The 19,673-nt window shown below is 67.7% G+C and carries 16 protein-coding genes; 2 read left to right on the top strand and 14 right to left on the bottom strand.

What is annotated here, in order from left to right:
- Positions 1–98: 98 nt before the first annotated feature.
- The 14 genes from ACIPRS_RS08245 to ACIPRS_RS08310 all read right to left on the bottom strand — a co-directional run bounded on the left by ACIPRS_RS08245 (position 99) and on the right by ACIPRS_RS08310 (position 16,208).
- Complete coding sequence (locus ACIPRS_RS08245; RefSeq protein ID WP_446538196.1) at positions 99–572, bottom strand: REP-associated tyrosine transposase; 474 nt, start codon at positions 570–572, stop codon at positions 99–101.
- A 116-nt stretch (positions 573–688) separates the two neighbouring features.
- Positions 689–2,686 carry a transketolase gene (gene tkt, locus ACIPRS_RS08250; RefSeq protein ID WP_446538197.1) on the bottom strand — a complete coding sequence of 666 codons (1,998 nt, stop codon included), beginning with the start codon at positions 2,684–2,686 and terminating at the stop codon, positions 689–691.
- A gap of 99 nt (positions 2,687–2,785) precedes the next feature.
- A complete protein-coding gene (locus ACIPRS_RS08255; protein ID WP_192202101.1) occupies positions 2,786–4,099 on the bottom strand; it encodes a dicarboxylate/amino acid:cation symporter in 1,314 nt (437 codons plus the stop codon).
- Positions 4,100–4,237: 138 nt separating this feature from the next.
- Positions 4,238–5,914, bottom strand: a complete 1,677-nt coding sequence (locus ACIPRS_RS08260) for a BatD family protein (RefSeq protein WP_446538198.1) — start codon at positions 5,912–5,914, stop codon at positions 4,238–4,240.
- Positions 5,911–7,671, bottom strand: coding sequence for a tetratricopeptide repeat protein (locus ACIPRS_RS08265; RefSeq protein WP_446538199.1), 1,761 nt, complete (start codon positions 7,669–7,671; stop codon positions 5,911–5,913). Before ACIPRS_RS08265 ends, ACIPRS_RS08260 begins: the two co-directional genes overlap by 4 nt.
- The gene (locus ACIPRS_RS08270) at positions 7,668–8,672 is read right to left on the bottom strand and encodes a vWA domain-containing protein (RefSeq protein ID WP_446538447.1); all 1,005 of its coding nucleotides are present in this window, start codon (positions 8,670–8,672) and stop codon (positions 7,668–7,670) included. The genes ACIPRS_RS08265 and ACIPRS_RS08270 overlap by 4 nt, the downstream gene beginning before the upstream one ends.
- A gap of 14 nt (positions 8,673–8,686) precedes the next feature.
- Entirely contained in the window at positions 8,687–9,139 is a 453-nt protein-coding gene (locus tag ACIPRS_RS08275) for a DUF4381 domain-containing protein (protein ID WP_446538200.1), read from the bottom strand.
- A gap of 2 nt (positions 9,140–9,141) precedes the next feature.
- Complete coding sequence (locus ACIPRS_RS08280) at positions 9,142–10,038, bottom strand: DUF58 domain-containing protein (protein ID WP_446538201.1); 897 nt, start codon at positions 10,036–10,038, stop codon at positions 9,142–9,144.
- Between the two features lie 31 nt (positions 10,039–10,069).
- A complete protein-coding gene (locus ACIPRS_RS08285) occupies positions 10,070–11,080 on the bottom strand; it encodes an AAA family ATPase (RefSeq protein WP_192202106.1) in 1,011 nt (336 codons plus the stop codon).
- A 137-nt stretch (positions 11,081–11,217) separates the two neighbouring features.
- Positions 11,218–13,149, bottom strand: a complete 1,932-nt coding sequence (locus ACIPRS_RS08290) for a type IV pilus secretin PilQ (protein WP_446538202.1) — start codon at positions 13,147–13,149, stop codon at positions 11,218–11,220.
- 14 nt (positions 13,150–13,163) lie between these two features.
- Positions 13,164–13,691: a pilus assembly protein PilP gene (locus tag ACIPRS_RS08295; RefSeq protein WP_446538203.1), complete on the bottom strand. Its 528-nt coding sequence runs from the start codon at positions 13,689–13,691 to the stop codon at positions 13,164–13,166.
- Positions 13,688–14,377, bottom strand: coding sequence for a type 4a pilus biogenesis protein PilO (locus tag ACIPRS_RS08300; protein ID WP_192202108.1), 690 nt, complete (start codon positions 14,375–14,377; stop codon positions 13,688–13,690). Before ACIPRS_RS08300 ends, ACIPRS_RS08295 begins: the two co-directional genes overlap by 4 nt.
- Positions 14,374–15,150: a PilN domain-containing protein gene (locus ACIPRS_RS08305; protein WP_446538204.1), complete on the bottom strand. Its 777-nt coding sequence runs from the start codon at positions 15,148–15,150 to the stop codon at positions 14,374–14,376. The genes ACIPRS_RS08300 and ACIPRS_RS08305 overlap by 4 nt, the downstream gene beginning before the upstream one ends.
- Complete coding sequence (locus ACIPRS_RS08310; protein ID WP_446538205.1) at positions 15,150–16,208, bottom strand: pilus assembly protein PilM; 1,059 nt, start codon at positions 16,206–16,208, stop codon at positions 15,150–15,152. Before ACIPRS_RS08310 ends, ACIPRS_RS08305 begins: the two co-directional genes overlap by 1 nt.
- A gap of 216 nt (positions 16,209–16,424) precedes the next feature.
- Here ACIPRS_RS08310 and ACIPRS_RS08315 point away from each other — a divergent pair, with 216 nt between their 5' ends.
- Both ACIPRS_RS08315 and ACIPRS_RS08320 read left to right on the top strand, forming a co-directional pair.
- The gene (locus tag ACIPRS_RS08315) at positions 16,425–18,851 is read left to right on the top strand and encodes a penicillin-binding protein 1A (protein WP_446538206.1); all 2,427 of its coding nucleotides are present in this window, start codon (positions 16,425–16,427) and stop codon (positions 18,849–18,851) included.
- 106 nt (positions 18,852–18,957) lie between these two features.
- The gene (locus ACIPRS_RS08320; protein ID WP_446538207.1) at positions 18,958–19,614 is read left to right on the top strand and encodes a hypothetical protein; all 657 of its coding nucleotides are present in this window, start codon (positions 18,958–18,960) and stop codon (positions 19,612–19,614) included.
- Positions 19,615–19,673 lie beyond the last annotated feature (59 nt).

Here is a 19,673-nt window from a genome sequence, read left to right on the forward strand (position 1 = left end):
GGGGGGCGCGCGGGGGGGGCCCGGGGGGGGGGGGGGCCCCCCCCCCCCCCCCCGCGGGGGGGGGGGGGGGGGGGCCCCCCCCCCCGACCGCCGTCCCATTACTCCAACCAGACTGCATCCCAAAAGGGGTAGTCACCAACGCGCGCAACCAGTCCCGTTCTCATAGGGTTGGCTATGATGTAGCGAGCGGCTACCAGGGTGTCGTCGTCCCTTCGCAGCGCGCGGTCATGGAATCCGCCTGCCCAGACCCGCTTCCCGGCCAAGACGTTACGCGTTGCATGCGCTGACCGTCCCTTCGCCAAGCCCACTACCTGCGCGAGCGGCGCGGTGCCGGTCAACCGCACCAATCCATGCCAATGGTCTGGCATCAGCACCCAACAAAGCAGTTCTGCGTGCGGCGACCATGTGCTGCGACAGGCGAGCACCTCCGACATCCTGCTGGCCACTTCCCATTGACTGAAATGAGGCTCGCGCCGGTAAGTCGTAGTGGTTACCAGATAGATGCGACCCGGCTCGGACCAACGACCTCGGCGCAACGCTTGGTGACCAGAGCCCGGATGTTGAAAAGCCATGGCGCAGGGTGATGCGCCATGGCTCCAGCAACTATCGGTGAAACCCTTTCAGCGAGCGGGCAGAATTCCGACGCGGTCGGGGCTAAAGCCCCTCCTACAGCGGCAGATGGACCGCTTCAGAGCGACTTCGCCGCCTCGACCACCGCCTCCGCGGTGATACCGAAGTGCTTGTACAGCGCGTCGGCGGGGGCGGACGCGCCGAAGCCCGTCATGCCGATCACCGCACCATCCAGGCCAACGTACTTGCGCCAGAAGTCGCTGATGGCCGCTTCCACCGCCACGCGCTTGCGCACGGCCTTCGGCAGCACGGTCTCGCGGTAAGCCGCATCCTGGCGGTCGAACACATCGGTAGACGGCATCGACACCACGCGCGTCTTGAGTCCCTGCGCGTCCAGCGTCGCCTTGGCCTGCGTGGCCAGGCCGACTTCCGAACCGGTGGCGATCAGGATGACGTCCGGCGTGCCATCGGCATCGGCCAGCACGTAGCCGCCGCGTGCGATGTCGCCCACCTGCGCCTCGGTGCGCGGCTGGTGCGGCAGGTTCTGGCGCGAGAACACCAGGCAGCTCGGGCCGTCCTGGCGGACGATGGCCTGCTTCCACGCCACCGCCGATTCCACCGCGTCGCACGGACGCCACACGTCGTTGTTCGGGATGTAGCGCAACGAGGCCAGGTGCTCGACTGGCTGGTGGGTCGGGCCGTCCTCGCCCAGGCCGATGGAGTCGTGGGTGTACACGTGGATGGCGTGTGCCGGGATCAGCGCGCTCATCCGGACGCCGTTACGGGCGTAGTCGCTGAACACCAGGAAGGTCGCGTCGAACGGCACGAAGCCGCCGTGCAGCGCCAGGCCGTTCGCAATCGCGGTCATGCCGAACTCGCGCACACCGTAGTACACGTAGTTCGCGTTCGGGTCGGTGGTGGACACCGACTTGCTGGCCTTCCACAGCGTGAGGTTGGAGTGTGCCAGATCGGCCGAGCCGCCGACCAGTTCCGGCAACAGCGGCGCGAAGGCCTCGATGGTGTTCTGCGACGCCTTGCGCGAGGCGATCACCGGGCCTTCGGCCTGCACCTTGGCGATGTAGGCATCGGCCTGCGCGACGAAGTCGGCCGGCAGTTCGCCGGAGGCGCGACGCTTCAGTTCGGCGGCCTGCTCCGGATACTGCGTGGCGTAAGCGTCGAACAGCGCATTCCAGTCGGCTTCCCGCGCCTTGCCGGCATCGACCTTGTTCCAGCCGGCGTAGATGTCGGCAGGAATCTCGAACGGGCCGTACGGCCATTCCAGCGCGGCTCGGGTCGCGTCCAGCTCGTCCTTGCCCAGCGGCGCGCCATGGCTGGATTCCTTGCCGGCCTTGTTCGGCGAACCGAAGCCGATCGTCGTGCGGCAGCAGATCAGCGTGGGCTTGTCAGCAGCCTTCAGCGCCGTGTCGATGGCGGTCTTGATCTCGACCGGATCATGGCCGTTGACGTTGCGCACCACCTGCCAGCCGTAGGCCTCGAAGCGCGCCGGCGTGTCGTCGGTGAACCAGCCATCGGTGTTGCCGTCGATGGAGATCTTGTTGTCGTCCCAGAAGCACACCAGCTTGCCCAGGCCCCAGGTGCCCGCCAGCGAGGCAGCCTCGTGAGAGATGCCCTCCATCAGGCAGCCGTCGCCCATGAACACGAAGGTGCGATGGTCGACGATGGCGTGGCCTTCGCGGTTGAAGCGCTGTGCCAGCAGCTTCTCGGCCAGCGCGAAGCCGACCGCGTTGGCGAAGCCCTGGCCAAGCGGACCGGTCGTCGTTTCCACGCCCGGCGTCTCGTGGCGCTCCGGGTGGCCGGCGGTCTTGCTGTGCAGCTGGCGGAAATTCTTCAGTTCCTGCAACGGCAGGTCATAGCCGGCCAGGTGCAGCAGCGCGTACTGCAGCATCGAGCCATGGCCGTTGGAGAGGATGAAGCGGTCGCGGTTGAACCAGTGCGGGTTCGACGGGCTGTGGCGGTAGTAGTCGTTCCACAGCACTTCGGCGATATCGGCCATGCCCATGGGCATGCCGGGATGGCCGGAATTGGCGGCCTGCACCGCGTCGGCGGCGAGGAAACGGATGGCGTTGGCGAGCTGGCGGCGGGTGGGCGTCGTCATGGGGATCGGGGCAGAGGGGCGGCGCCCGGCGGGCTGCGGGCTGCCCATTGTCCCACCCCCCGCCCGCCCTGTCGCGGTTGCGAGGGCCTGCGCGGGGTGTTAGCCCGGCTGGCCGGGCAGCTTCACGTCGACGCGTTCGCCCTTGGCCACCAGCGACGCGAGGGTCAGGTCGCCGGTGACATTGAGGGTGGTCCGGCACATGTCGAGGAAGTGGTTCACGCCCAGGATCAGGCCGATGCCGATGGGGTTCACACCGACCATGGCGCAGATCAGCGCCACCACCGGCAGCGAGCCGGACGGGACGCCGGCCGTGCCGATGCCGCCCAGGATGCAGACCAGCATCACCATGAACTGCTGGCCCAGCGACAGGTCCACGCCGAAGAACTGGGCCAGGAAGATCACCGTCACGCCCTCGAACAGCGCGGTGCCGTTCTGGTTGGCGGTCGCGCCCACGGTCAGCACGAAGCGCGACACCGTGCGCGGCAGGCCCAGCTTCTCGTCCGCCACGCGCAACGCGGTGGGCAGGGTGGCGTTGCTGGAGGCGGTGGAGAACGCCATCACCATCGCTTCCTGCGCGCCGCGGAAGAACGTCAGGGGCGAGTAGCCGGCCAGCTTCAACGCGACCGAGTAGCTGACCACCAGGTGCAGCGCGAGCGCCAGCACCACCACGCCGACATACGCCCCCAGGCGCACCAGCAGGTCGAAACCGAAGATCGCCGCTAGGTTGAACATGAAACAGGCCACCGCGTACGGCGCCAGGCGGATCACCAGACCGATCAGCGTCATCGAGATCTCGAATACGCCTTCGATGCCGCGCTTGAGGACGCCGGTGTTCTCCGACGGGGTCAGCACCAGGCCGACACCGAACATGACCGCGAAGAACATCAGCGACAGGATGGCGGCGTTGCTGGACGCCGCGCCGATGACGTTGTCCGGCACGATCGACAGCAGCATGTCCATGCCGGTGGGCTGGCTGCCGACGCTGGCAACGATCTCCTTCGTCCGCTCGGCGTTCTCGGCGATCAGCTGCTGCGCCAGCGCGGGATCGACCCCCACGCCCGGCTTCAGCACGTTCACCAGCACCAGCCCCAGCAGCACCGCCACCGCGGACAGCACGATGGTGTAGGCGAGCGTCTTCCAGCCGATCCGGCCCAGCGCACGGATGTCGCCCATCTCGGCGATCCCGCAGACCAGCGCCGAGAACAGCAGCGGCACGATCAGCATGAAGATCAGGTTGAGGAAGATCTTGCTGAAGGGCGTGGTGACGTACTTCGTGACGTCCTGCACCCAGCCCGCGTCGCCCTGGCCGGAGGCATGCACGATGAGACCGACGATCAGGCCGATGCCGAAGCCGATGGCCATCTTCCAGTGCAACGGGAGCTTGGCGCGGTTGGCGGGCGTGGCGTCGGTCATCGGCGGGTCCTGCAGCGACAAAGTCGGGAGCTTAGCAAACCCGGCATGGCGGCCCGTCCACGCATGGCGGCGCGCGTGGGTGCCGCCTGAAGGGCATCGCTTACGGCAGAGGGATGACGAACATCGGCCTGGTTTCCCCTACCGTGGATACAACGGCGGCAGCGGTTCGTCCGCCACGCCGACGTTGCCTGCCTGCCACTGCGGCCCTCCACGGAAGGCTTCACGCAGCGCAAGGCGGGCCTGTGCCGGATCGCCGCCGGCCCAGCGGGCACGGCGCAGCAGGTCCACTGCGGCACGCTGCGCCGGCATGGCGAGGCGACGCTGCAGGTCGTCCAGGTCGATGGCCGCAGGACGCGCCATGCCGCAGAGCACGGCTTCGATATCGTCGAGATCACCGGCATCGAGCACGCGTTTCAGGTCGGCCGCCGTGTGGGTGGCGGAGGATGTCATCGGACGGGCCGGGTCCGTCACATGTCCGCGGTTGCGGGCCACGTTCGCGCCACCCGGCCGACGCGACAGCCCCCACACCAGCGTGGCCAGCCACAGCAACGCAAAACCGGCGGCCAGCCACGGCCAGAGGTGGGCTGGCAGGCGTCGATCGCCGGACAGCGCCATGACGCCGTCGTCCGTGGCGGCCGGCGCCATGGGCGCTGCGGCATCCCGTGCCGGCGGATGCGCCGCCTGCCCGCTCCCCTGCACGACCGGGATCGCCAGGTCCTGCAGCGTCGCGCGCTTCGCCGTGCCGGTACGCACGTCCCACCACGCCATCGCCACGCCGGGCACCGACAGCGAGCCCGGCTGCGAGGGCACGACGGAGTAGCGATGCGTCAGCTTCACCTGCGGCGTACCGCCATTGAACGTCTCATCGTATTGCGGCGGCTCCGCGAACACCTGCGCGCCGGGTATCGAGGGCACGGGCAGTTCGGGCAGCTGTGCCTGCGTGGCGCCGATGACGGTGGTCTCGATGGCAAGCGTGGCCGCTTCACCCGTACGCAGTTGATCGGGCACTGCGGTGTAGCGCAGGCGCAGATCACGCACTGGCAGCCAGGGCTGAGGTGCGTTCGCCGGCTGCGCGCGAACCTGCAGCGTACGCGGCGAGCCGGTGATGTCGACCTCGCGACTGTTGCCGCCGAGCAGGTCGTCCATCCAGCCGCCCGCACCCCGTCCGCTGAAACGCGGGCCGGGCAGTGTCAGCGGGCCGCTGCGCTCCGGCACCAGCAGGAAGCGACGCTCTGCGGTGCTGTAACGCCGCCCGTCGATCTCGCGGCTGGACTGCACGATGTCACCGACCCGCTGCAGCAACGCGCCCTCCGGCGGATCCAGGTCGAGCTGGCCGGAGACCAGCGGCGTGGCGTAGTAGAGCCGTACGGTGACGCCCACCGACTGCTGCACGTACGGGCTTGGATCGTCGATCTCGGTTTCCACGAATACGAGACCGTTCGATGCCGCGCTGGCGGTCGGGGTCGCGGTCACTTCGAGCATCAGCGGGGCGGTGCGTTCGCCGCCGACCTGCAACGCCGGGATCGCCAGCGTGCCCGCGCGCCGCGGACGCAGCGTCAGCGCGAACATGGTGCTGCTGCGCACGCGCCCGTTCACAAGTCCGACGCTGCGGCTGTCGGACTGCCCTTCCACCTCGAAATCGCGCATCAGCGGGGTCAGGTCGGGCGTGGCGGACACCGCATCGGTTTCCACATTCAGCGTGACCGCCTGCCCGAGCGTGACGGTGGGTTGTTCCAGCCACGCGCGGGTGGCGGCCATCAACGAGAACGGCCATGCCACCAGCAGGCACAACAGGATCAATACCCGATGCTTCATCGCCCTTCCCTCTGCCGGCGTTCGTGTTCGAGCCGGAACTTTGCCTTGAGCAGCGAACCGGGTTCGTCCGGCACACGCTTCAGCCATGCATCGACCGCCTGGCGCCGTTCGCGCTGCTCCGCGGTTTCGACCGGAACGGCAGGCGTGTTCTCGGTTGCATCCTTCCCAGCTCCGGATTCGCGCGCCATCGCCGCACGCATGCGCTCACGCTGTGCCGCATCGGCAGCAGCCTGCGCGGCAGCATCCGGCGTGGATGATGGTGGCGCGCCGGTGCGCGATGGATCTGAGTCAGCAGACGGCTTGCCCGCATCGCGCGCTGTTGGGGAGGCGGAAGGCGTGTCCGCAGGCGATGGCGATGCGTTCCTGCCATCCGCGGGATCGGGCTTCGCGTCGTCCTGCTGCGCCTCCGACGGATTTTTTCCGTCGCCCTGCGGTCCTGGCTTGCCTTGGCCCTCCCCTGGCGACGGGGGGCGCTTGCGTGCCGCGTCCACGGCCGCACGGTTCGCCAGTGCGTCGGCCATGCCCGGCTGCGCGCGCAATGCACGGTCGTACGCCGCGATGGCGTCGTCGTAACGCTGCTGCTTCGCCAGCGCGTTGCCGAGGTTGTACCAGCCCTCGGCGGTATCGATACCGGTGAACGCCTGCTCGGCGGCAGCGAAGTCGCCCTGCCGGTACGCATCGGCGCCCTCGGCGATGCGCGCGTGTTCGGCCTGATCCGGGCGCTGCCACCACTCGATGCCAGCCGCATGCGCCGGTTGCGCGAGCGGGAGCCAGAGCGCCCCCACCAGCACCAGCGCGGCGCCACGGCGGAACCACAGCAATGCGAGCATCAGGATCGGAATCAGCAACCAGTAGCCTTCATCGCGCCATGCCTTGCCACCACCCGCGGCGGCACTGCCTTCACCCACCTGTTCCGGCGAGCGCAGGCCGAGTGATGCAAGATCGGACTCGTCCGCGGTCAGTGTGTGGTAACGACCGCCTCCCGCAGCCGCCAGTGCGCGCAGCGATGCGGCATCCAGTGCGGCACGTCCGATCACGCTGTCGCCGCTGCGATACGCAGCGCCCGAGGCGGTGCCAACCCCCAGCGCAAAGACGGCAAAGCCCTGTGCACGGGCATCGGTGGCGGCGCGGAGCGCGGCATCATCGGCCTGGTCGCTGAGCAGCAGGATGTCCCCCTTCCGGACGTCGGCCTGCGTCAGCAGACGCGCTGCCCAGGCGATGCCGCGATCGGCGCGCTGCCCGTCGACCGGCATGATGTCCGGCGCAAGATCATCGAGGAACAGGCGGATATTGGCGGTGTCGTCGGTCAGTGGCGTCACCGTGAACGCGTCGTCCGCGTAGGCGACCAGTGCAAGGGGACTGCCTGCACGGACCTCCAGCACCTGGGCCAGTTTCGCCCGCGCCTGGAGCAGGCGCGACGGCGGAAGATCCGTGGCGGTGATGCGACTGGAGAGATCCAGCACCACCACCAGCGGGCGTTGCGCCTGCCACAGCGGCTGGTCGGCCTGGCGCCAGCTGGGGCCGGCCAGCGCGAGCACCGCGAGTACGAAGGCGATGGCGGCCGCAAGCACTCCTGTTCGCGCGCCGGCACCGCCCCGCACCAGCAGATGCGGCAGCAGATGGGCATCGACATGTCCCCGCCAGGCATTCTCGCGTTGCCGGCGGATTCGCCACGCCCACGCCAGCGCGGGTAGCGCAAGCAGGGCCCACAACGCGTGTGGCCGCAGGAAATGCAGGGCGGTCCAGTCGATGTTCACCTGCGCCTCCCTGGCAACACGAAGGCCAGCAGAGCCACTGCAAGCGCGCCCGCCAGCGGCCATGCATAGCGTTCGATGCGCGGACGCACGGCCTTGCCGGGCTGTTCCACCGGCTCAAGACGGTCCAACTCGGCATAGATGCCGGCCAGCTCGCCCGTATCGCGCGCGCGATAGAAGCGGCCCCCCGTCCTGCTCGCCACCTCGCGCAGGGTGGCTTCATCGATGTCCTCCGGCGAACTGGCGGGCAGCGGCAGCGGGATGCCGAACACGCTCATCGCGCCGTCGCTGCCGAACGCGATGGTGTGGATGCGGACACCCTCTTCCTTCGCCAGCTCCGCCGCCTTCTGCGGTGTCAGGATGCCGGCGGAATTGACGCCGTCAGTGAGCAGGACCAGCACACGCTGGCCGTCCTGCTGTGCGCGCAGGCGACGCACGGCCAGGGCAATCGCATCGCCGATGGCGGTCTCGCGGCCAGCGAGCCCGGCCACGGCGTCACGCAACTGGTCGCGCACGGTCTGCAGGTCGCGGGTGAGCGGTGTCATGGCATACGCGCGCTGTCCGAACACGAGCAGCCCGACCCGATCGCCCTCGCGACGGTCGAGGAAGTCGGCAAGCACCGCCTTCGCAGCCGTCAGGCGGTCCACCACGGCGCCTCCCAGCTCCATGTCCGGCTCGGTCATGCTGCCGGACAGGTCGACCGCCAGCATCAGGTCGCGTCCACTCACCGGCGGCGTGACGGCATCGCCAAACTGCTGCGGACGCGCCGCAGCGGCGCACAGCAGGAACCACACGAGCCAGGCCAGCGCGGCGGCCCGCCCCGGCATGCCTCGGCCGCCGCGCTGCGCGATGGCCTGCACCGAACGGCCGTAAGGCACCCTGAGCGCATCGTCCTGGGTTCGCCGCGCGGGCAGCAGCCAGCGCACTACCCAGGGCAAGGGAAACGCCAGCCAGAACCACGGCCATGCGAAGCCGGCGTAGCCGTCCTGCAGGAACTGCAGCATCGGCAGTGAACCGCTCAACGCGAACCCGCCATCAGTTCGAGGAAGCGCGCGCGCGCGACGGTGCGCGCTGCAGCCAACTCGGCCGCGTCCACGTCGCGGCGGTAACCGCCCTCCAGCAACAGGCGGCCGGGCCCCTGCGTGAACGCGTGGCCGTGTCCACCATCAAGGAAACGCAACCATGCCTCGCCTTCCAGCCTGTCCGCCGAAGCATCCAGGCGGCGCGCGGCACGCCGCAGCAGCTCCGACATCGCGGCCACCTGTCCGGCAGGCGATGTTTCTTCGTTCGTCGCATCGAACCAGCGTTGCCATGCCTGGCGACGTCGATGGCGACGCAGTCGCCATGCCATCGCGCCGACAATGAGCAGCAGGACGACAGCGATCAACAACCACCAGCCCGGCGCCAGCGGCCACCACGACGGCGACGCCGGCACATGCACATCACGCAACACCAGCGTCGCCATGCCCATGCTCAGGCCACCTGCGGCTGCGCGCGGCCCAGCGCGACGAGCCACGCGTCGCTGTCCGCATCGGTGGACAGCGTCCTTACTTCCACGCCGCGTGCAGGCAAACGATCGAGCGCGCGGTCGAGGGGCTGCTCGAACTCGGCACGCCACGCGTCGCGTTGCGCGGTGCTGGCAAGATCGAGCTCCACGCGCTGGCTTCCGGTGACGAAGGGAAGGCGCTGCGTTGGCGGATCCGTCTCCAGCGGATCGGTCAGCAAGAGCACGACCACGTCATGATGCGCGGCCAGTGCCGGCCACCGCGTCTCCGGGATGGTGGCCAGGCTGTGGGGATCGGCCAGCACCAGCAGGCGCGAGCCCGGTCGCAGCAGGCGCGCCGCGTGGTCGAGCGCGAACGCCAACCCGAGATCCTCCGGCGGTGGCGCCGTATACCAGCGCACCAGCGCATCGAGGACACGCAACGCTCCACGCGTACCCGATGCGGGCGGAACAGGCGCTTCGGTCATGCTGCCCCGCACGATCGCCAGGCGATCGCCGTCGCGCACGGCCTGCCACGCCGCCACCGCGCCGGCACGCGCGGCCTGTACCGACTTGAAGCGCGTGCGCGTGCCGAAGTACAGCAGGGGCGACGTGTCGGCCACGACCAGCGTCAGGCGTTCGCGTTCGGCCTGGAACAGTTTGGTATGCGTGCGCCCGCTGCGCGCCGTCAGTCGCCAGTCGATGTGGCGGACATCGTCGCCCGCCACGTACTCGCGGGACTCCGCATATTCCATGCCGCGCCCGCGCAAGGGCGAGGCGGCGGGCCCGGTGATGGAATGCCGTCCGCGCCGCGCCGGAGGTCGTCGCTGCGCGCTGGCCCGCAACGCGATCAACTCGGCAAGGGTGGGTACGATGCCTTCGCTCATGGGCATGCCGTGCGGACGTTCGCGCAGGCGCTCAGGGCAGCGGGACCACGTCGAGCAACGCCTTCACCAGGCGATCGCCATCCCAGCCCTCGGCCGTCGCCTCGTAGCTGGGCAATACCCGGTGGCGCAGCACGTCCGGCGCGATGGCGCGGATGTCGTCGGGCGTCACGTAGTCGCGGCCCGCCAGCCAGGCGCGCGCACGTGCGCAGCGCTCCAGCGCGATGGAACCCCGCGGGCTCGCGCCCCAGGCAATCCGCCGCGCCAGCGTCGCGTCGTAGCGCGCGGCATCGCGCGAGGCGAGGACCAGTTCGATCAGATAGCGTTCCAGTGCCGGTGCCAGGTGCAGGTCCAGCACCTGTGCCCTCGCACTGAAGACATCCTCCAGCGGCATGCGCTCGACCGCCGCCGGGACCGACTGCATCTGTTCGCGCGCGCGATCACGTGCCAGCCGCAGGATGTCGGCCTCCGCCGCCGCCTCGGGGTAACCGATCTTCACGTGCATGAGGAAACGGTCCAGCTGCGCCTCCGGCAACGGGAAAGTGCCTTCCTGCTCGATCGGATTCTGCGTGGCCATCACCAGGAACAGTGCCGGCAACGGGTAGGTATGCCGACCCACTGTCACCTGGCGTTCGCCCATGGCTTCCAGCAATGCCGACTGCACCTTGGCCGGCGCGCGATTGATTTCATCGGCCAGCAGCAAGGGGTGGAAAACCGGCCCGGGCTGGAATTCGAACCGGCCATCCTGCGGTCGCCAGACCTCGGTGCCGGTAAGGTCGGCGGGTAACAGGTCCGGCGTGAACTGCACGCGCGCGAAGTCCGCCTGCAGCCGCGACGCCAACGCGCGGATGGCCGTCGTCTTCGCAAGTCCCGGGGCGCCCTCGACAAGCAGGTGCCCATCGGCCAGCAACGCGATCAACAGCCGCTCGACCAGCGCGGATTGGCCGACGATGGTCCGGGAGAGGTCCTCGCGCAACGCGATGAAGCGATCGAACAGCGTACGGGTGTCCTGAGACGGATGATCCATGGGCGTTCCGGAAGGCATGGCCTGCCTGTGACCGCAGTTTGCCATGGCGGTTCCCGCAGGGAACAACGGATCGGAACCGGATTCAGCCTCAGGTGGGAAGAAACGAAACGGGCCGCAATCGCGGCCCGTTTCGATGATGCGATGAGCGCGACGCGTCAGCGCTTGGTAACCGACAACACCTTCGGCGTGATGAAGATCAGCAACTCCGCCTTTTCCTTGCTGCGTCCCTTCTTCTTGAACAGGTTGCCCAGGAACGGGATGTCGCCGAGGAACGGCACCTTCGCCACGCTGCTGCGGTCGGCGAACTCGTACACGCCACCGATCACGACGGTCTGGCCATCCTCGACCAGCACCGCCGTGTTGATTTCGCGCTTGTCGATCGTCGGAACGGTGCCATAGCCTTCGAGCGTGATCAGCTCCGCCACCTCATCCTTCTTGACATTCAGGTTCAGGAAGACGCGATTGTCGTTGGTGATCGTCGGCAGCACTTTCAATTCCAGCAAGGCTTCCTTGAACTGCACGTTCGGCGTGGCGACGCCACCTTGGCCAGCGGTGATGGTGACATAGCCGATTTCCCGGCCCTGGCGGATGACACCCTCACGCTGGTTGGCGGTGACGATGCGCGGATTGGAAATGACTTCGCCACGTCCCTCTTCCTGCATCGCCGACAGCTCGAGATCGATGGCGAAATTGCGGCCCAGCAGGGTGTAAGCCAGCGCGCCTGCCGCCGCTTCGGTGAACCCGTCCGCCGGCAAATTGACGTTCAGGCCGCCCGGGGTGATGGGCCGGCTGGGGTCGCTGACATTGCCGGCGTTTCCACCCAGGGAACCACCGATACCCTGGCTGCGGTCGCCAAAACGACGGCCCTGTATGCCGAAGCGGGCGCCGAGATCGCGTGCAAAGGTGTCGCTAGCTATCACGATGCGGCCCTCGATCAGCACCTGGTCGACGGGCCGGTCGATCATCGAGATCAGTTCGCGCATCTGCGCGACCTTCTTCGGGATGTCGCTGATCATCAGCATGTTGGTGCGCTCGTCGGCCACAAGGCGACCGCGCGGCGAGAGGAAGCCGTTCTCCTGGTCCCGGCCGCCACTACCACCGCCGCCACCGCCACCACCGCTGTTCTGGTTGCCGATGCCCTTGGCTTCGGTCAGTGCCTTGAAGATCGCGGAGGCGCTGTGATAGTTGATCTGGACGTAGTCGGTGACCATGTCCTCGCGGTTCTCGATCGCGATGCGCGCGTCTTCCTTGTCCTGCTCGAACTTGGCCAGTTCGGGCTGCGGAGCGACCCAGACCACGGCGCCATCACGGCGCTTGTCCAGGCCCTTGGCGCGCAACACGATGTCCAGCGCCTGGTCCCACGGCACGTTGACCAGGCGCAACGTGACGTTGCCCTGGACGGTGTCGGACGCGACGATGTTGAGATTCGACTCTTCGGCGATCAGCTGCAGCACCGTGCGCACGGGCACGTCCTGGAAGTTGAACGTCACCGGGCGGCCACTGTAGCGGCGTGCCTCGGAGGCCACTTTCTGCGCTGCCGCGACCACGGCAGAAGCACTGGTCCCGGAGGTGGCATTCGCCCCGCCCACGGCCTTCTGTCCGGCGCGCGGCACGATCTCCACGACATACTCGTTGCCCGACTGGTAGGCCAGCGATTCGAAATCACCGCGGGTGCTGAGCACCAGTTGCGTTCCACCGCCCTTGCTCTGCGCTTCGACGCGCTGCACGGGCGTGGCGAAATCGACCACGTTGAGCGGCTTCTGCAGTGAAGCGGGCAGTGTCGCGTTGCCGACATTCACCACGACGCTGTCGCCCTGGTTGCGCAGGTCCGGGGCAGCACCCTGGCCATCGAACTTGACGATCAGCCGACCCGAGCCATCTTCGCCGCGACGGAAGTCGATGTTCGACACCGAAACTGCGGACGCAGGCGTCGCGACAGTGGCGGGGGACGTGGCCGGTGGCGTTGGCGACGCGGCGCCTGCAGCATTGGCAGCCGCAAGCAGGCCGATGGCCAGCCCAAGAGAGCAGACCCGGAAAGTAGCCAGGCGCCGGGACGGCCGCGGGCGGTGGGCATTCGTAGCGGTCATCGTGTATCCCCCAATCATTGATCTTCAAGCGCAATCGACGCCGGCCGTTCCAGCCATCCGCCTGCGCCATCCGGCACTAGTTCGACAAGTTCCAAGCCATCTTCGCGGACCGAGGTGACCCGGCCATCGCTCTGCCCCAGGTAGTTCCCCGGACGTACCCGGTAGGTGACCTTGTCGGGTCCCATCACCAGTGCCACCAGACCTGCCCCCTTGCCGAGCGTGCCGACCATGTCGAGGCTGTCCAGCGGGTACTGCTCCAGTGTTTCCTTGCGCCGGTCAGGATCCGGCCGCAGCCCGCCGCCATCGGTATTGCTCCAGGCGTTGCTGAAAGGATCCCGCAGCGTCTGCGCCGCGTATTCGAAGGTTTCGAACTGCTGCATCACGGGCAGCGGTTCAAGCGGTGGTGCGGGACGGGCGCGCACGTCTTCCACCCAGGTCTGCAGATTCGGCGCATCCCCGGGCGTGCTGGTGATGCCGCGGGCGCAGCCGGACGTCAGCACGACCGCAGCCAGGATCATGAAGTGCCAGTTGCCGCGCATCATTGCTGCCCTCCCGCTGCGGGCGCCTTGCCCTTGCCGCTCGCCTTGGCAGCTTCAGCCGCCGCGGCCTCCTGCTCCGCAACCTCGGTTTCATCCAGGTAGCGATACGTCTTCACCGTGCCCGAGAGCTCCAGGGCGCCGCGATTGATGCCGCCCTTGCCTTCCTTCGGTTGCAGCGAGATGTCGTGCATGGTCAGGATCACCACTCGCGGCAGCGATGCAACGCCACTGACGAAGGCACCGAACTGGTGGTAGTTGCCCACCATGCGCAGCTGGATCGGCTTCTCGGCGTAGAACTCCTTCAGCGTTTCGGGCTCCGGCTGGAACAGCTCGTTGGTCAGGCCGCTGGACAGCGCGGTCTGCGAGATGTCGATGATCAGGTCGGGCATTTCCGTCTTGCTGGGCAACTGGCGCAGCATCTGCTGGAGCACCTGCTCCATCTGGGCCAACTGCTGCTTCAGGGGTTCGAGGTTGGCGGCCTTGGCCTGCTCCTTCTCGAAGTCCTGGCGCAGGCGCACCTCTTCCTGCTCGAGCGAATCCAGCGTCTCCACTTTCCCCTTGACGAAGAGGAAGTAGGACAGGACAAGGATGAACAGGGCGAGCACCACGCAGAATCCGATCTTGGCGTTCTGCGGCCATGCACCGATGTTGTTGATGTCCAGGTTCTTGAGCGACGTCTTCTGGCTCATGTGTTGCTCCCGGAAGCCTGGGGCGAACCGACTGCGGGCGCGGCCGGTGGCGGGGTGGCGGGCGCAGGCGCGGCGGGTGTGGCGGGCGCGGGTGCCGACGGTTGCCCCTCCAGCGGCGCTGCCGGAGCAGGGGTCGTGGCCGGGGCGTTCGGGTCGGCAGGTGCAGCGCCGGCAGCGGCGCTTTCCGCTTCCTGTTCCGCCGTCGGATTCGCCAACCGCACCTGGAGCGTGAACACGTACGGCAGCGCGCTGCCTGCACCGGTATTGGTCAGCGTTTTGACCTCTTCCGGCTTGGCTTCGATGATCGACAGTTCAGGCTTGGTCATCCAGCCGGACGTTTCCAGGTTGCGCATGTAGGTACTGACACGCGCGTTGGATTGCGCGCGCCCCTGCAGCGTCAGCACTTCGCCTTCCTGCTTGATGTTGGCCAGCATCACGCCGTCCGGAATGGTCCGCACCAGCGAGTCGAACAGGTGCACCATCTGCGAACGGTTGGCCTGCAGTTTCTCGATGACGTCCTTGCGGGCCAGCAGGCGGCGCTTCTGCTCGTCGAGGCGCTCGATTTCCTTGTTCTGCGCCTGGACCTTGGCAATCTCATCCTTGAGGAAGTCATTGCGCTTGGTCTGGCCGGATACCTGGCCGTCGTAGTGGAACCACAGCAGGAAGGACAGCAGCAGGCCCGCGATCGCCGCTGCACCCAGCATCACGTAGAACTCGCGCTGCCGCTGGGCGCGGCGCTCGGCGCGCCACGGGAGTAGGTTGATTCTTGCCATCAGTCGAAGCTCCTCAAAGCCAGGCCGGTGGCGATCATCAGCGCGGGAGCGTCCTGGGCCAGCGCATGTGCCTGCACGCGCGGGCCGAGGGTCATCTGCGCCAGCGGGTTGGCGACCACGGTGGGTACGCCCAGTTGCTCTTCCACCATCTCCGGCAAGCCGGCCAGTGCGGCGCAGCCGCCTGCCAGGACGATCTGGTCGACGCGGTTGAATTCACTGCCCGCGTAGAAGAACTGCAGCAGGCGGCTGATCTGCTGGACCGTCGCCTCCTTGAAAGGCTCCAGCACTTCGACTTCGTAGCTTTCGGGCAGGCCACCCTGGCGCTTCGCCAGGCCGGCCTCCTCGTAGGTCAGCCCGTAGCGGCGCATGACTTCGTCGGTCAGCTGCTTGCCGCCGAACACCTGTTCGCGGCTGTAGAGGCTGCGGCCACGGCGCAGGACGTTCAGCGTGGTCATCGTGGCGCCGATGTCGACCAGCGCCACCACACCGTCCTGCGGCACGGGCAGGTCGTTGGCCATCAGGGCAAAGGCGTTCTCTACCGCGAAGGCTTCCACGTCCATGACCTTGGCGGTCAGGCCCCCGAGTTCCAGCGCGGACTGCCGCAGCTCCACGTTCTCCGAACGCGAGGCGGCCAACAGCACCTGCACCATCTCCGGGTTGTTGGGCATGGCGCCCAGCACCTCGAAGTCGATGTTCACTTCCTCGATGGGATACGGGATGTAGTTGACGGCCTCGAGCTCGACCTGGGCCTCCAGATCGCTCTCGTCCAGGTCGGCGGGCATCGGAATGATCTTGGTGATCACCGCGGATCCGGCCACTGCGGCAGCGGCGTGCTTGGCCTTGCTGCCGGCGCGGTTCACTGCGCGACGGATGGCTTCGCCGACGGCTTCCACCTCGACGATGTTCTTCTCGACCACGGCATTGGGCGGCAGCGGCTCGACGGCGTAGTGCTCAACCCGGTAACGGTTGCCCACACGCGAGAGCTGCAGCAGCTTTACCGCAGTCGAACTGATATCGACGCCGATCAGCGACGACTGGCTTTTTGGGATTAGCCCCACGGTCTTTCCCCTTCCGACGGGCACTGGGCGCACGACACGCGCCGACATTAATAACCAAGTTTTTACTCTTGGCAACCGACGTTGACGTGGCTGTGCGGCTTGTCACGTTTCACGAGGGTTGTTCCCCAAGTCCCTGTTCCCCTTGGGATCACCCGTGGTGATCCCGGCGGTCATCTATACTCTGCCGCTACGAATTCTGCAATCGGAAAGCACTGGATGTCCCGTTTCCGTCGTCTTCTCCGTTGGACCCTCATCACGTTCCTGATACTTGCCCTCGCCGGCCTGGTCGGTCTGGGGGTGCTGTACTACACGGTTTCGTCCAAGGTCCCGGACGTCCAGTCCCTGCGGAACGTGGAACTGCAGGAACCCCTCTACATCTACGCCAGCGACGGCCGGCTGATGGGGCTGTACGGCGAGATCCGGCGCTATCCCGTCCAGATCGACAAGGTCCCGGCCCGGGTCAAGCAGGCCTTCGTCGCGGCCGAGGACAGCAAGTTCTACGAGCACAACGGCATCGACCCCACGGGTATCGCCCGTGCCGTCTGGCAGATCGTCAGCCGCAAGGAAGGCCGCGTGGCCGGCGGCAGCACCATCACCCAGCAGGTGGCCCGGCAGTGGTTCCTCAGCTCCGAGTACAGCTACACCCGCAAGCTGGTGGAGATGATGCTCGCCATCCGCATCGAGAAGATGCTGACCAAGGACGAGATCCTTGAGCTGTACCTCAACAAGAGCTTCTTCGGGAACCGCTCCTATGGCGTGGCCGCCGCCGCCGAGTACTACTACGGCAAGACGCTCGACCAGCTGACCCTGGCCGAGACCGCCACCCTCGTCAGCGCATTGAAGTTCCCGTCCAGCGGCAATCCGATCAGCAATCCCGGCCGCAACCAGCAGCGCAGCGCCTATGTCGTGGAACGCATGCGCGAGGATGGTTACGTCACTGCCGCCGATGCCGCGCAGGCCAAGGCCGAGCCCATGCACGCCAAGCCGCATGAGCGGCCGATCGAGGTGTATGCGCCCTACGTGACCGAGATGGTGCGCCAGGAGATGATCGCGCGCTTCGGGCCCGAGGCGCTGACCAAGGGCTACCACGTGACCACCACACTGGATGCCACGCTGCAGGCTGCTGCCAACGACGCGGTACGGGACGGGCTGGGCCTGTACGACCACCGCCATGGATGGAACGGCGTTGAACAGCATTTCGACGTGGGCGCCGACGCGGATGCGTCCGCGCTGGCCGCGCACCTGCGGGGCGTGCCGGCGCAGAACGGCATGATGCCGGTGGTGGTGGCGCGTACCGCCGCTGACGGCAGTGCGACGGTGGTGATGGCGGATGGCAAGGAACTCGTGCTGCCTGCCGCCGCCAGCAAGTGGACCGGTCGCACGCCCGCCAAGCTGTTCAAGCGCGGCGACATGGCCCGCATCAAGGCCGGCAAGGAAGAAGGCACCTATGTGGTCGACCAGATCCCGCGCGCGCAGGCCGCGCTGGTATCGCTGGACGCGAACAACGGCGCCCTGCGCGCGCTGGTGGGCGGCTACAGCTTCGCTGGCAACAAGTTCAACCGTGCCACCCAGGCGCGGCGCCAGCCGGGCTCCAGCTTCAAGCCGTTCGTGTATGCGGCAGCGTTCGAGAAGGGCTTCAATCCCGCGTCCATCGTGCTGGACGCACCGGTCGTGTTCCGCGACCGCCGCGGCCACATGTGGCGCCCGCAGAACGACGGCGGCGGCTTCCGCGGCCCGATGCGGCTGCGCGAAGCGCTCGTGCAGTCGCGAAACCTGGTGTCGGTGCGCCTGCTGGACGGCATGGGCGTGCCGTTCGCGCGCACCTACATCAGCCAGTTCGGCTTCGAGGAAGCCGAACTGCCGCCGAACCTGTCGATGTCACTGGGCACGGCCTCGCTGACCCCGCTCTCCGTGGCACGGGGTTATGCGGTGTTCGCCAATGGCGGTTCGCGGGTGACGCCGTGGTTCATCGACGAAGTGAAGGACCGCGAGGGCAACGTGGTGTTCAAGGAGAATCCGGCCGTCGCCTGTCGCGGGTGCGGCCAGGGCCAGCATGGCGGCAGTACGCCGTCCAGCCAGGTGGTGGACGGCTTCAACTTCGGTCCTGCCGATGCCGCCAAGCCCGCCGCAGCCGCCGTTACGCAGAAGCCTACGGAAGAAGCGAAGCCGGCCGACCCGAATGCCGTCACCGCGCCGCGCGCCATCGACGAGCGCACCGCGTACCAGCTGGTGTCGATGATGCGCGACGTGGTCCAGCGCGGCACCGGCACCGCAGCCAAGGTGCTGGGGCGCGAAGACGTGGGCGGCAAGACCGGCTCCACCAACGACCACCGGGACGCATGGTTCGGTGGCTTCGGCGGCACGTACGCCACCGTGGTGTGGGTGGGCCGCGACAACTTCCAGTCGCTCGGCTATCGCGAATACGGCGGCAAGGCCGCGCTGCCGATCTGGATCGACTACATGCGCGTGGCGCTGAAGGACAAGCCGGTCGCGCTCAACGATCCGCCCGACGGCATGGTGCAGGCCACGCTGAACGGCGTGACCGAATGGGTGAAGGTCGAAGACATGGATCGCATCCAGGACTACGACCTGTACGGCCCCGAAGATGCCGTGCCGGACGAGGAAGCGTTCGACATCTTCTGACGGTCCGCCTGGCCGATGAAGACCGCATGACGGCGCTTCGGCGCCGTCATGGACACGTCGGGCGCATGGTGTACATTCGCGGTCAGTTTCGACGCGGAGGCTCACCATGCACCACGCCCGTCAACACGCCGAAACCCGCACGCGCGAGCGCCGCCAGCGCCTTGCCCACGAGGCTGCCCGGCTGATGGCCGAGGGCGGCATCCGCGACTTCCACCAGGCCAAGCTCAAGGCGGCCAACCGGCTCGGCATCCACGACGATGCGTCGTTGCCCCGCAACCGCGAGATCGAGGACGCGCTGCGCGAGTACCAGCGCCTGTTCGTCGGCGAGGCGCACGCGGCGGGCCTGAGGCAGCGGCGCGAAGCTGCGCTGCGCGCGATGGAGTTCCTGTCGGGATTCTCGCCACGCCTGGTGGGCCCGGTGCTGGAAGGCACGGCCGATGCGAACACGCCCGTCCACATGCATGTCCACAGCGACGACCCGGATGCGGTCACTCGCTTCCTCGAAGAGCATCGCATCCCGGCCGAACCGCGCGAACGCCGCTTGCGCCTCGACCGCGAGCGCGTGGCGGACCTGCCCGTGTGGGTATTCAGCGCAGAGGAACTGGGCTTCGACCTCACCGTGCTGCCGCACGACGCGCTGCGCCAGGCGCCCTTGTCCTCGGTGGACGAAAGGCCGATGAAGCGGGCCTCCGCCACGCAGTTGCGGCAGTTGCTGGCGGAGGAGGAGATCGCCCGCTACGAATCCGGCGCGCCGCAGCGCTGAGAGCGCGGCAAAGCGCAACGCCGTGCAAGACGCCGCCGCCCGGTCGGCGTCCACTTCCC

Source organism: Pseudoxanthomonas sp. LARHCG66 (assembly GCF_052871755.1).

Excerpts from the sequence above, each read along its gene's own strand:
- ACIPRS_RS08245 (WP_446538196.1), bottom strand. The coding sequence starts at position 572 with ATGGCTTTTCAACATCCGGGCTCTGGTCACCAAGCGTTGCGCCGAGGT.
- tkt (WP_446538197.1), bottom strand. The coding sequence starts at position 2,686 with ATGACGACGCCCACCCGCCGCCAGCTCGCCAACGCCATCCGTTTCCTC.
- ACIPRS_RS08255 (WP_192202101.1), bottom strand. The coding sequence starts at position 4,099 with ATGACCGACGCCACGCCCGCCAACCGCGCCAAGCTCCCGTTGCACTGG.
- ACIPRS_RS08260 (WP_446538198.1), bottom strand. The coding sequence starts at position 5,914 with ATGAAGCATCGGGTATTGATCCTGTTGTGCCTGCTGGTGGCATGGCCG.
- ACIPRS_RS08270 (WP_446538447.1), bottom strand. The coding sequence starts at position 8,672 with ATGCTGCAGTTCCTGCAGGACGGCTACGCCGGCTTCGCATGGCCGTGG.
- ACIPRS_RS08275 (WP_446538200.1), bottom strand. The coding sequence starts at position 9,139 with ATGGGCATGGCGACGCTGGTGTTGCGTGATGTGCATGTGCCGGCGTCG.
- ACIPRS_RS08280 (WP_446538201.1), bottom strand. The coding sequence starts at position 10,038 with ATGAGCGAAGGCATCGTACCCACCCTTGCCGAGTTGATCGCGTTGCGG.
- ACIPRS_RS08285 (WP_192202106.1), bottom strand. The coding sequence starts at position 11,080 with ATGCCTTCCGGAACGCCCATGGATCATCCGTCTCAGGACACCCGTACG.
- ACIPRS_RS08290 (WP_446538202.1), bottom strand. The coding sequence starts at position 13,149 with ATGACCGCTACGAATGCCCACCGCCCGCGGCCGTCCCGGCGCCTGGCT.
- ACIPRS_RS08295 (WP_446538203.1), bottom strand. The coding sequence starts at position 13,691 with ATGATGCGCGGCAACTGGCACTTCATGATCCTGGCTGCGGTCGTGCTG.
- ACIPRS_RS08300 (WP_192202108.1), bottom strand. The coding sequence starts at position 14,377 with ATGAGCCAGAAGACGTCGCTCAAGAACCTGGACATCAACAACATCGGT.
- ACIPRS_RS08305 (WP_446538204.1), bottom strand. The coding sequence starts at position 15,150 with ATGGCAAGAATCAACCTACTCCCGTGGCGCGCCGAGCGCCGCGCCCAG.
- ACIPRS_RS08315 (WP_446538206.1), top strand. The coding sequence starts at position 16,425 with ATGTCCCGTTTCCGTCGTCTTCTCCGTTGGACCCTCATCACGTTCCTG.
- ACIPRS_RS08320 (WP_446538207.1), top strand. The coding sequence starts at position 18,958 with ATGCACCACGCCCGTCAACACGCCGAAACCCGCACGCGCGAGCGCCGC.